The sequence below is a fragment of the Pontibacter anaerobius genome (assembly GCF_026241195.1).
Lineage (GTDB): Bacteria > Bacteroidota > Bacteroidia > Cytophagales > Hymenobacteraceae > Pontibacter > Pontibacter anaerobius.
In genome coordinates, this window is sequence record NZ_JAPFQO010000005.1 from 124,311 (window position 1) to 136,554 (window position 12,244).

Below are 12,244 nucleotides of genomic sequence, written 5' to 3' on the forward strand. Positions count from 1 at the left end.
CCACTGTTTATACTTTGCCCAAGCTCCCCGACAGCGGATTTAACCGAGTAGCCTCTTTCTACGATGCCCTCTCCCGCCTGGTGTATGGCAGTGCGCTGCAGCAGGCGCAGTTGGCCCTGCTGCCTTTTGTGCCGCGGCAGGCACGGGTGCTAGTAATTGGCGGTGGCACCGGCTGGTTGCTGGTACAGCTGCTGCAAACAGGCAAAAAGCTGGATATTTTATACCTGGATGCCGCCCCGGCCATGCTACAGCGCGCCCGGCAGAAGTATAAGAAGTATAAAAAACCGCACTGCTGTCGTGTAAACTTTCGCCTCGGCACAGAGAACTGTATAGCACCGCAGGAGCAGTTCGATATTATCTTCACCCCTTTCCTCCTCGATCTTTTTCCGGCACAGCGCCTGCAGCAGCTCATGCGCAAACTGGCAGCGGCCCTAGCCCCCGACGGCCAGTGGCTCTTCGCAGATTTCTGGCCCGTGCAGCAGCCTGTGCCCTGGTGGCAAAGCCTCCTGGTTCGCGGCATGTATACTTTCTTTGGATTTTTGAGTGATGTACAGGCTAAACAACTGCCAGACTACGCTACTCATTTTAAAGCCCTGAATTTTGAGGAAAAGTATAGCCAGGTGTTTTACAAAGGCATGGTACAGGCAAAGGTGCTTCGGAGAAACTGAGATTTATACTTGTGGAGATGCCACATTTTGTATCCTAATCTCCTGCCAGGTTTAAGGCTTAACTGCTCCATCAACCACAAAGATTGCTCCCCTGCTTACCAATCCCTATATTTAAACTTTCAACTATACTGATCTGACCGATGAAATCAACATTATACAGCCTTTTGGGGCTTGCCTTCGGGCTGATAGTACAGCCGGTGCTGGCGCAGCAGCAGGTAAAGTATGAGCTATCCTTCCCCAATGCGGTGCACCACGAGGCCGAGGTAAAAGTTACCTTTTCCGATATCCAGAGCGATACTTTAAAGGTACTGATGCCACGCACCTCTCCCGGGCGGTACGCCATACATGAGTTCGCCAAGAATGTGTACAGCGTGCGGGCCTCCGATGCACAGGGCCAGCCGCTGCAAATGGAGCGCCTGAGCATAAGCGAGTGGGCCGTACCTAACCACAATGGCACAGCCACCGTCAATTATACTTTGTTTGCTGATCATGCCGACGGCACTTACGCCGGCGTAGATGAAACACACGCGCACCTGAACATGCCTGCCACCCTCATGTATGCCCGCGGGTTTGAGCAGGCTCCAGCGCTTGTCACCTTTAATGTGCCGCAAGGGAGCAACTGGAAAGTGGCTACACAGCTAAAGCAGGAACAGGGCAACACCTACTCCGCTCCCAACTTCCAGTACCTGATGGACAGCCCCACCGAGCTCAGCAACTTTGATTTTGCGGAATGGACGGTAACGGAGGGCGGCAAGCAAAAAACCATACAAGTAACATTGCACCACCTCGGCACGGACGAACAGTTTCAGCAATATGTAGCCCATACAAAGGAAATCGTGGCCGAGCAGCAGGCGGTATTCGGGCAGCTACCTGACTTCGATTTTGGACGCTATACCTTTATTGGCTGCTACATGCCGCAGGCCAACGGAGATGGCATGGAGCACCGCAACTCCACCATCCTTACCAGTTCCAGAACCCTGGCCAATGCCATGGGGCCACTGCTGAACACGGTGTCGCATGAGTTTTTCCATGCCTGGAACGTGGAGCGCATTCGTCCGAAATCGCTGGAGCCATTCAACTTTCAGGAGGCGAACATGAGCGAGGCCCTATGGCTTGCCGAGGGGTTCACCAGCTACTACGGCGACCTGTCCATGGCCCGCAGCGGTGTTTTCGACTTGAAAAAGTATACTTCTGACCTGGCCGGAGACCTGAACTACGTCTTGCTGTCGCCGGGGCGGCAGTACCACAGCCTGGTGGAGATGAGCCAGCAGGCACCTTTTGTGGATGCAGCCCGTTCCGTGGACCCTGTGAACCGCCACAACACCTTTATCTCTTACTACACCTACGGCAGCATGACCGGCCTGGCACTAGACATGATCCTGCGCCAGCAATACAACAAAACCCTGGATGACTTTATGCAGGCGCTCTGGCGCAAGTATGGCGCACCGGAAAGACCGTATACGTTAGCCGAGGTACAGGAGACACTGGCCGAGGTAAGCGGCGACGCGGTCTGGGCGAAGCAGTTTTTTGAGCAGAGCATTTATGGAAGTGAACTGCCTGATTTTGCGCCCATGCTGGCTAAAGCCGGGCTGGAGCTGCGCAAAGCCGAACCAAGCAAGCCTACGCTGGGCATGTTTTATATAGACTATAAAGACGGGGCCGCAACTATCGCAAGCGGCACCTACGTGAACTCAGAAGCTTATAAAGCCGGCCTGGAGCGTGGCGATGTACTCCTGACCCTGGACGGCCGCAAGATCAAAAAGGAAAAGGACCTGAAAAAGGTACTGGCCAAACACAAGCCTGGCGACAGCATACCGGTAACCTACAGCCGCCTCGGCCAGACCCGCAACACTACCCTGGTGCTGGAGGAGGTGCAAACGCTGGAAGTGGTACCTTTCGAGCGTATAGGCAAGGAGCTGACGCCGGAAATGCAGGCCTATCGAAGTGCCTGGCTCGGTTCTCAGGCAAAATAGTGCAATAAGTATAGCATAGGGTCGTTTTCAGCAGAGTTGTTTTTGAACCATCCATGCTGTACCTTAGTATAAGAATTTATACTTCAGATATTTCCACGTGAAAAATATATTCAGAACATTACTGGCGGTCGGGCTGCTCTATGCCGGCCAAAGTATGGCACAGGACGTAAAGCCGAGCCTAGAGGCTGCTCCGATACCTGCTGGGACTACTGCTCCTACAGTTGTTGCACAAGACGGAGCAAAGGCAGAGAAACCATCCTGGCAGGGCCCTAAGCTTAGCTACAGCCTGAATATGGGAGCCAGCTTCAGCAACGGTTTTGGCAGCGCCACTTATGTAGAGCCTTCGGTACGATACCAGGTTAGCAGCCGCTTTCGGGTAAACACCAGCCTGGCCTATGTGCATACTTCGCCGTACAACACGGCCGTGGCAGGCCCTGAGGGAACCACAGTCATGTATCGCAACGGCGGCGGCAGCCATTACATTGCCAGCGTGGGCGTGGACTACCTGGCCAGCGATCGCCTGATTCTGAGCGGAAACATCTGGCGCGATTTCTCGAACCTGCCATCTAGCCAGTTTAACAACAGCTTTTACAGCCCGGGCCGCATGGGTGCCGATTTCAGGGCTACCTACAAGATAACGGAGAACCTGAGCGTGACAGGCGGCATCCGCTACACCGACGGTGCCTCGCCTTATGGCAACCAACTCTACTCCCCGGCCTACGGCAGCAGGTACGGCTACTGGTAACAGGCAATACTCACCATCACAAGTATAAGAACGCTTCTCTGCACTACCAGGGAAGCGTTCTTTTTTTACAGATCGTTGTAAAATAAACCCTCTATAACCTATTTTGCCGTATCTAAAGTATACTATTGTGCTGTTAGAGGATGAAAGGAGTGACAAAAGGCAGCGGCGCTGAAGTACACCCCAGCAGGAACTCCCCTTTTATTTTTTGTGTAACAGTCACTTTAAAAGAAGCTTTAACCCAACAGAGACAAACTTTGCAGCAGCACAACAACCATATCCGCCACATAAAGAACGACCGCCTCGAAACCATAAACCCAGGCTACAGGGGCAACAAAACTATAAAAGGCCGCTTCGCCAATGGCGACGAGCTGTACAACCCCGATTTTAGCAATGTGCTGAAGTGGCAGCTGAGCCAGAACCCGCAGCGCCAGCAGAAGAAACAGGACAACTATACCCCGCCTCTACTCGAGAACTCGGATTTTTTATATGATGACCGCGACATGCTGGTGTGGCTGGGGCACGCGTCCTTTTTCCTGCGCCTGAGCGGCGTTACGTTTCTCACCGACCCCGCCCTCTACGATATTCCGATGCTGAAGCGCCGGGTAGGCACGCCCTGCCCGCCAGAGGAACTGCGTAACATCGATTTTCTGCTGCTCTCGCACGGCCACCGCGACCACCTCGACAAGAAATCGGTGCAAACCATTTACCAGGGCAACCCGCAGGTAAAGGCGCTGGCCCCACTGCGCGCCGGCGATATCCTTAGAAGCATAGACCCGAACCTGCCTTACCAGGAGGCTGGCTGGTTTCAGAAGTATGACCTGGTGCCAGACCATGTGGAGGTATACTTTATGCCTGCCTCGCACTGGCACCGGCGCGGCCTCCTCGACATGAACAAAGTGCTGTGGGGCAGCTTCGTTATCAAAACATCAACCCAAACCATATATTTTGCCGGAGATACCGGCTTTGCCCCGCATTTCGAGAAGATTGAAGAGCTGCTCGGACCCATGGATGTTTGTATCATGCCCATAGGAGCCTATAAACCAAGTTTCCTGATGCAGAAAAGCCACATGAACCCGCACGAGGCCGTTAAAGCCTATAACCAGTTGCGCGGCGGCCTTTTTGTGCCTATGCACTACGGCACCTTCGACCTCTCTGATGAACCGCCAAGTGAGCCCGTGCGCCTGCTGGAGCAGATTGCCGCCTCCGGTATGCTGCAGGGCTTACGCGTTCCGGCCATCGGGGAACCGGTGCTGCTGACCGACGATATTTAAGAATGGTGCCAGACCATAGTTTTGCTATATTTGTAAACTTGAACGTTTACGAACCACTGCTTATACTATGTCCTCTACCCTTATCATAGGCTTGATTATAGCCTATTTCTGTATCCTTATCTTTATCTCGTACCTCACCAGCCGCAACTCCGACTCTGAGACGTTCTTCCTGGCCAACCGCTCCTCCCCTTGGTATGTGGTGGCCTTTGGTATGATCGGCACCTCGCTTTCCGGGGTTACCTTTGTGTCGATACCGGGCATGGTGGCGGCAGCCGAGTTCTCGTACCTTCAGTTTGTGCTGGGCTACCTGCTGGGCTATTTCGTGATTGCCACGGTGCTGATGCCGCTCTATTACCGCATGAACCTCGTATCGATCTATACTTACCTGGAGCAGCGCTTCGGGTGGTGGTCGTACAAAACCGGGGCGGCTTTCTTCCTGCTCTCGCGAACTTTGGGTGCGGCCATACGCCTGTTCCTGGTGGCGGGTGTGCTGCAACTGGCCGTTTTCGACGATTTTGGCATCCCGTTCTCTGTTTCTGTGATCATCACCATCGCCCTCATCTGGGTTTATACTTTCAGGGGCGGTATGAAGACCATTATCTGGACCGATACCTTCCAGACCACGGCCATGCTTTTGGCGGTAGGCACGAGTATCTGGCTTATCTCTGACGAGCTGAACCTGAGCTTCCAGGCCCTGGTGAACACAGTGCAGGAAAGCGATTACTCGCAGGTGTTTTTCTGGGACTTCAAGGACAGTAAGTACTTCTTGAAACAGTTCTTCTCCGGTGCCTTCATTGCTATTGTAATGACAGGCCTTGACCAGGACATGATGCAGAAGAACCTGAGCTGCAAGAACATCGGCGAAGCCCAGAAAAACATGTTCTGGTTCAGCATTATACTTGTTTTCGTGAACATCCTGTTCCTGGCCTTGGGTGCCCTACTGTACATCTACGCTAACGCCAAGGGCATTGCCCTACCGGAGCGCGGCGACGATGTGTTCCCGTTCCTGGCCCTGAACCACTTTACCTACTTTGCCGGCATTGTATTTATACTTGGCATCATCGCCATTACCTACGCCTCCGCCGACTCAGCGCTTACCGCCCTTACCACCTCCTTCTGCGTGGACTTCCTTAACTTTAAGAACCGCCCGGAGCAGGAGCGCGTGCGGGTGCGCTACATTGTACACGCCGGCATTTCGGTGGCAATGGGGTTGGTTATCATCGTTTTTGATATCCTGAACAATGATAATGTGGTGACAGCCGTGTTTAAAGTAGCCGGTTATACCTACGGTCCGCTGCTGGGCCTCTATAGCTTCGGTATTTACACCAAGCGCGCCGTACGCGACAGATTTGTACCGGCCGTCTGCATCATGGCGCCGCTGCTTACCTTTATCATCAGCTACAACTCCGTGGATTGGTTCTGGGGATATGAGTTCGGCTTTGAAGTACTGATCCTCAACGGCCTGCTGACATTTATAGGACTGATCGCTGTATCATCCGGCACCATTGACGAGCTGGAACTGGCACAGGAGCAGACTGCCTAAACAAGCCCATATTCACAAAAGAGCCCTCCCTTATTTTATTTAGGGGAGGGCTCTTTTGTGAATATGGTACCGGGTTCAACCACCCCTGCCCCTCAGAGTTACGCTCGCTACCTTCGAACTCCCGTTCTCGGTAGTCCAAGGAGGGGAGCCTGTAATGACTGATGTTGAAGTATAAGTTTCATAGTTGGGATGGATGTCATCAGCAAAAGTGTAAACCCACCCCTAATCCCTCCCAAGAGGGGAATTTAGAAGGAAGTTGCATCGTATACGGCTATCGAACTGTTCCTAGTCTTTGGGTTGAGCGCCTATGCGAGTTATTCCGGTGCCCGTGAGGGCATTGCGACGCAGGAGCAAAGGAAAAGCTCCCAGCGCGATGCGGGAAGACGAGCCCTCCTGGGCTGGAGGGAGCTAAAGACAGAGGTGCAACGATAGGTTTGTAAGACTGAGGATGAACGGCGGCTAGTAAGGATAGCTTGTTTCAAGCTACAGAAAGCAGCAGTTATTAAGGTAAAGGTATAAAGTATGGCTCACGCGGATTTGGAAATCCGCGGCAGAAAGGTTCCGGACAGGGATGTCCGGAACAGCAACAGCAAGAAAGTATAGCCAAAGTATAAAGTATGGCTACAGTTGCGTTACAAACTCAACACCATAAAAGGACAATAGTATAAATGATTGCGCCAGAAAGTGAAGAGAGTATCAAAGTATAAACTGGCAAGTATAGGGTATAGCCAAAGTATACAGCAAGAATCAGGAGCAGCCTTAGAAAGGTTTGTCAAAACATACTTTTATACTAATAAGAACTGCTCACACAGCCAAGTCTGAGTCCCCAACCGAAGCCTCAACAAACCAAGCATACTTTCCCATAGATTGCTTACCTTTGCAATATTTTGCAGGGAGGTGGCATCATATAGCAGCTTTAACTGTTATACCACAGTACCACAGAGCTCTGCCGGCATTGCAAGGCTGGCAAGAACTAATAAACATTTTAAGCAGCGTATTATTAATGGCAAAACGCGGATTCGGGTCTAGCGGCGGCGAACAGGAAAAAGAAGGTAGAAAGAAGATAACCAAAGAGAGTTTTCGCCGTGGCCTCCAGATTTTTGGCTACGTACTTCCTTACAAGTATAAATTCATTATCGGCCTTGTGTTTCTGGTGCTGTCCAGTCTCACCATGATGGCCTTTCCCTACCTGGTAGGCAAGCTTTTCGATTCTTCCAATGCCAACGGTCTGCTCCAGGACATCAACCTCGTTGCAATGGGGCTTTTTGCCGTTATACTGCTGCAGGGCATTTTTTCCTTTTTCAGGGTATACTTTTTTGCACAGGTAAGCGAGAACGCCGTGGCTAACATTCGCCGCGACCTTTACAGCAAATTCGTGCAGCTGCCTATCTCCTTCTACGAAAAACGACGTGTGGGCGAGATTACCAGCCGTATCACCAACGATGTAACACAGGTGCAAGACGCGATGTCCATTACACTCGCCGAGCTTTTCCGCCAGGTAACAACGCTGATAGTCGGCATTATCTTTATCATGTGGATTTCGGTAAAGCTGTCGCTGTTTATGCTGGCCACTTTCCCGGTGCTGGTGGCGCTGGCGCTGGTGTTTGGCCGCAAGATCAAGATGCTATCCAAGAAAACACAGGATGAGCTGGCGAATACCAACGTGATCGTGGAGGAGACGCTGCAAGCGATAAACACAGTAAAGTCCTTTACGAATGAGATGTTTGAGGTGGGGCGCTACAGAACCACCTTGGACAAAGCCGTTAAAACAGCCATTACTGGGGCCTACTACCGCGGTGCCTTCATCACGTTTATTATTGTAGGCCTTTTCGGCGGGATTATATTGGTGATCTGGTACGGCGTTACGCTGGTGGCCAACGGCGATATTGCGCAAGGCGACCTGGTTTCCTTTGTGCTCTATACGGTGTTTATTGGCGCTTCTGTTGGCGGTTTAGGCGACCTGTACGGCAAAGTGCAGGCCGCGCTGGGAGCTACCGAGCGCATTCTGGAGATCCTGCAGGAGCAGGAGGAGCCAACCGATAAAAGCGTGAAGACACTGAGCCAGATACCACGCGTGCACGGAGACATCAGCTACCAGCATGTAGCCTTCTCCTACCCTACCCGCCCCGATATACAGGTGCTTCGCGACATTAGCTTTGGTGTAAGAGCCGGCGAGAAAGTGGCCTTGGTCGGGCCAAGCGGCGCCGGTAAATCTACTATCATCCAGCTGCTGATGCGCTATTACGACCTGCAAGGCGGCAGAATAACAGTAGACGGAAAAGATATCCGGGATATGGACATGACCATGCTGCGCGCCAACATTGGCGTGGTGCCGCAGGAGGTGCTGCTGTTCGGTGGCTCCATCCGCGAGAATATAGCCTATGGCCGCCCGGAGGCTACAGAGACAGAAATTATCGAGGCTGCCCATAAAGCCAATGCCTACGACTTCATCAAATCGTTCCCGGAGGGCTTTGACACCTTGGTGGGTGAGCGCGGCATTAAACTATCGGGCGGGCAGCGCCAGCGCATCGCCATTGCCAGGGCTATACTAAAGAACCCAGCCATACTTATACTCGACGAAGCCACCAGTGCCCTCGACTCGGAGTCGGAGCACCTGGTGCAGCAGGCCATGGATGTGCTTATGAAAGACCGCACCACCATCGTGATCGCGCACCGCCTCGCCACTATCCGTAAGGTAGATAAGATCCTGGTGATTGAGAACGGGGAAATTGTGGAGGAAGGCTCCCATGACGAGCTTTCGCTGAACCCGGATGGCATGTATGCTAACCTACTGCGGCTGCAGTTTGAGTTAAGTTAGTGCTTTAGAAACGAACCGGCAGACCGGAACACCTCTGCTCCAACATATAAAATCCTGCTGTGGCGCTGGCTGCAGTAGGATTTTATGTTTTATAGATATACTTTAGGCAATATTTTCGTTTATGTTGCCGTAATGCTCTCAATCTATAAAATCACCCTAAAATATAGTGCCCTGCCTGTGTTGCTGCTCGTGGCAAACTGGGCTCAGGGCCAGAAGTACCCTGGCACTTTTAAAGCCCGTAACGCCTATTACCTCGAAGTGGGCGGCAACTCCGACACCTACTCCTTTAACTACGATCGCATCTTATTCCAGCGCTACATTTTTAAGGCGGGCCTGCGCGCCGGGATTGGCACCAACCTGTTTTTTCAGGAGGCCGAGCCGGGTGTATACCCCATTGTGCCGCTGGAGGCCATGGGCATGCTCGGTGGCACGCAGAACCATGTAGAGTTTGGCCTGGGTTATACGCGCCGCTTTACCGACCATCCGGACCTGATGCAGAACATGTACTTCACCAGGATAGGATTCCGATACCAGGACCCACGGGGCGGCCTACTGGTAAGGCTGGCGGTAACGCCGTTTGTATCCCCGGAGAATAAATCGGACACTCCGGGCATGGCGGTTGTTCCCCGTTTCGGGTTAAGTGTGGGCCGCAGCTTTTAGCCTGCTGTTTATACTTTCTTCTGGTTAATATAATATTCTAACTCCCGAATAATTAGTAATATTACATCAGTATCAGATAAGTAAAACCTAATCAAAAAAGACCATGAAAAAAACACTAATCGGCTTTGCCCTGTCGACTGCCCTTTTACTGGGCGCAGGCACCGTGCAGGCACAAGGTATAAAAATGCCGGCCGCAAGCCCCTCACAGAAGGTGGAACAGGCAGTAGGCCTCGGCACAGTCTCCCTGGATTACTCCCGCCCGGGCATGAAGGACCGTGAGATTTTCGGCGACCTGGTGCCTTATGACAAACTGTGGCGCACGGGTGCCAACGCCTCCACTAAGATCAAATTCTCGGAAGACGTAAGTATTGAGGGGAACAAGGTGCCTGCCGGCGAGTATGCGCTGTATACCATTCCGGGTAAGGACGAGTGGACCATCATCATCCATAAGAATACCAAGCACTGGGGCGATGGCGGCAAAGATTATAACCCGGCAGAAGACCTGGTGCGCTTTAAGGTGAAGCCGCAGCAGAACCCGCGCGAGGTGGAGTCTTTCACCATCAACTTCACTAACCTGAAGCCAGATGCAGCCGATGTGGAGATCCTGTGGGACAACACCATAGTGCCCTTCACCATTAAAAGTGAGGTAGACAGCAAGGTAATGAGCCAGATTCAGGAGCAAGTGGTAAAAGGCACCAACGTGAACCCGAACCTGTATGCGGCTGCGGCCAGCTACTACTACGAAAACGGGCACGACCTGAAGCAGGCGCACGAGTGGATGAAGAAGGCCAACGAAAAAGACCCGAAATACTGGAACATGCACACGCAGGCCAAGATCGAGGCGAAAATGAAAAATTATAAAGCCGCTGTTAAAACAGCCGAGAAGTCTAAGGAACTGGCTAAAGCCGCAAATGCCGAAGACTATGTACGCCTGAACGACAAGGCAATTGCCGAGTGGAAAAACATGAAATAAAGCTATCTTTGCTTTTCTCGTATAAAAGCCTCCGGGAGTATACTTCCGGAGGCTTTTTTGTGGCACTTTAAAGTATAAACCTGTTGGAAGAGAAGAAGCATTCTGAAGAGCACCTGGGCCCAGCCCGGGAATACTGGTGGAACGAGGATTACCTGGAACTGCTGGCCGAGCGCCTGCATATCCGCTACATTCAGACGCTGGTGGATATTGGCTGCGGCAAGGGCATGATGGGCTTTAAATTCTCGAAGTACATGCCAGACGACGGCAAAGTATACGGCGTGGATTATGAACCCGGCTACATTGCCGAAGCACGTCAGCGGGCACAGAGCGAGTATGGGCACAAAAACATCGACTATGAGTTTAAAGTGGGCAACGCCACCGACATTCCTCTCCCGGACGATATTGCTGACGTAACGCTCTGCCAAACCCTCCTGATCCACGTGAAAAACCCGCAGCGCGTTATACAGGAGATGATCCGGGTGACCAAGCCGGGCGGCTGGGTGGTGGCTCTGGAGCCAAACAACCTCGTGCCCAACCTCATGTTCGACCGCTACGGCGAAACCGATTACAATGTGGAGGCCATGCTGGAGGTGTTGGAGGTGAAGCTGCGCATCGAAAAGGGTAAAAAGCAGCTGGGCGAAGGCTTTAATTCCCTCGGCGACGTGGTCCCCGACCTGTTCCTGAAAGCCGGACTGCAGGACATGAAAGTATGGATCTCGGACAAGGCCCTTTCCATCATCCCGCCCTACGACACCCAGGAGAAAATGCTGCGCGTGGAACAGATGATGCAATGGATAGAAACCGAGGCCATGGGCTACGATTACCAGGATAACCTGAACTACTTTATGGCCGGCGGCGGCGACAAGGATAAATTTGATGCCTACTGGCAGAAGCTGCTCTACAACAAGATCATGCTGAAGGAGAAGCTACAGAAGGAGGAGTATGTATCGGCGGGAGGCAGTTTGGTTTATATTGTGGCGGCGCAGAAGCCGCGGTAGGTTTTGTTTTACTTTTGATCAGTTCAAGTATGTCGCAAGCATTCGCCTGTGCCTCTATACTTCTGGCTGCTGCTGCCTGGTTTATACTTTAATGTACTTTCCAACTTCTGCTGAGCCTTATACTATTCTTCCCCCGTCTGGCGCAAGTCTTCAGACTTGTGTCTTTTTTATGACGTTGAGTTTGTAACGCAACTGTAGCCATACTTTATACTTTGGCTATACTTTCTTGCTGTTGCTGTTCCGGACATCCCTGTCCGGAACCTTTCTGCCGCGGATTTCCAAATCCGCGTGAGCCATACTTTATACCTTTACCTTAATAACTGCTGCTCTCTGCAATTTGAACCAAGCTATCCTTGCTAGCTACCGTTCACACTCAGTCTTACAAACCTATCGTTGCACCTCTGGCTTTAGCTCCCTCCAGCCCAGGAGGGCTCGTCTTCCCGCATCGCGCTGGGAGCTTTTCCTTTGCTCCTGCGTCGCAATGCCCTCACGGGACCGAAAAACTCCAAAGGCGCTCAACGGAAAGACTGGGAACGGTTTTCGATAGCCACCGCTGACGGAGCTTGAACCGGACTCCCTCTCCTGTTTTTAGGAG

At 52.2% G+C, this 12,244-nt stretch carries 9 protein-coding genes; all 9 read left to right on the forward strand.

Annotated elements, in window-relative coordinates; all coding sequences use genetic code 11:
- Positions 1–14 precede the first annotated feature (14 nt).
- The 9 genes from OO017_RS08740 to OO017_RS08780 all read left to right on the forward strand — a co-directional run bounded on the left by OO017_RS08740 (position 15) and on the right by OO017_RS08780 (position 11,649).
- Entirely contained in the window at positions 15–668 is a 654-nt protein-coding gene (locus OO017_RS08740; protein WP_266052096.1) for a class I SAM-dependent methyltransferase, read from the forward strand.
- Between the two features lie 140 nt (positions 669–808).
- The gene (locus OO017_RS08745; protein WP_266052097.1) at positions 809–2,641 is read left to right on the forward strand and encodes a M61 family metallopeptidase; all 1,833 of its coding nucleotides are present in this window, start codon (positions 809–811) and stop codon (positions 2,639–2,641) included.
- A gap of 97 nt (positions 2,642–2,738) precedes the next feature.
- Complete coding sequence (locus OO017_RS08750) at positions 2,739–3,386, forward strand: hypothetical protein (protein WP_266052098.1); 648 nt, start codon at positions 2,739–2,741, stop codon at positions 3,384–3,386.
- Between the two features lie 254 nt (positions 3,387–3,640).
- Positions 3,641–4,657 carry an MBL fold metallo-hydrolase gene (locus tag OO017_RS08755; protein WP_266052099.1) on the forward strand — a complete coding sequence of 339 codons (1,017 nt, stop codon included), beginning with the start codon at positions 3,641–3,643 and terminating at the stop codon, positions 4,655–4,657.
- Positions 4,658–4,724: 67 nt separating this feature from the next.
- Positions 4,725–6,200, forward strand: coding sequence for a sodium:solute symporter (locus OO017_RS08760; protein ID WP_266052100.1), 1,476 nt, complete (start codon positions 4,725–4,727; stop codon positions 6,198–6,200).
- Positions 6,201–7,203: 1,003 nt separating this feature from the next.
- Positions 7,204–9,018, forward strand: coding sequence for an ABC transporter ATP-binding protein (locus OO017_RS08765; protein ID WP_266052101.1), 1,815 nt, complete (start codon positions 7,204–7,206; stop codon positions 9,016–9,018).
- A gap of 132 nt (positions 9,019–9,150) precedes the next feature.
- Positions 9,151–9,678 carry a hypothetical protein gene (locus tag OO017_RS08770; RefSeq protein ID WP_266052102.1) on the forward strand — a complete coding sequence of 176 codons (528 nt, stop codon included), beginning with the start codon at positions 9,151–9,153 and terminating at the stop codon, positions 9,676–9,678.
- 103 nt (positions 9,679–9,781) lie between these two features.
- Positions 9,782–10,651 (forward strand): DUF2911 domain-containing protein, encoded by an 870-nt coding sequence (locus OO017_RS08775; protein ID WP_266052103.1) that lies wholly within the window; start codon positions 9,782–9,784, stop codon positions 10,649–10,651.
- Between the two features lie 83 nt (positions 10,652–10,734).
- Positions 10,735–11,649 carry a class I SAM-dependent methyltransferase gene (locus tag OO017_RS08780; RefSeq protein WP_266052104.1) on the forward strand — a complete coding sequence of 305 codons (915 nt, stop codon included), beginning with the start codon at positions 10,735–10,737 and terminating at the stop codon, positions 11,647–11,649.
- Positions 11,650–12,244 lie beyond the last annotated feature (595 nt).

What these genes read in the sequence shown, in the direction of transcription:
- OO017_RS08745 (WP_266052097.1), top strand. Translation starts at nt 809, where the DNA reads ATGAAATCAACATTATACAGCCTTTTGGGGCTTGCCTTCGGGCTGATA.
- OO017_RS08760 (WP_266052100.1), top strand. Translation starts at nt 4,725, where the DNA reads ATGTCCTCTACCCTTATCATAGGCTTGATTATAGCCTATTTCTGTATC.
- OO017_RS08765 (WP_266052101.1), top strand. Translation starts at nt 7,204, where the DNA reads ATGGCAAAACGCGGATTCGGGTCTAGCGGCGGCGAACAGGAAAAAGAA.
- OO017_RS08770 (WP_266052102.1), top strand. Translation starts at nt 9,151, where the DNA reads ATGCTCTCAATCTATAAAATCACCCTAAAATATAGTGCCCTGCCTGTG.
- OO017_RS08775 (WP_266052103.1), top strand. Translation starts at nt 9,782, where the DNA reads ATGAAAAAAACACTAATCGGCTTTGCCCTGTCGACTGCCCTTTTACTG.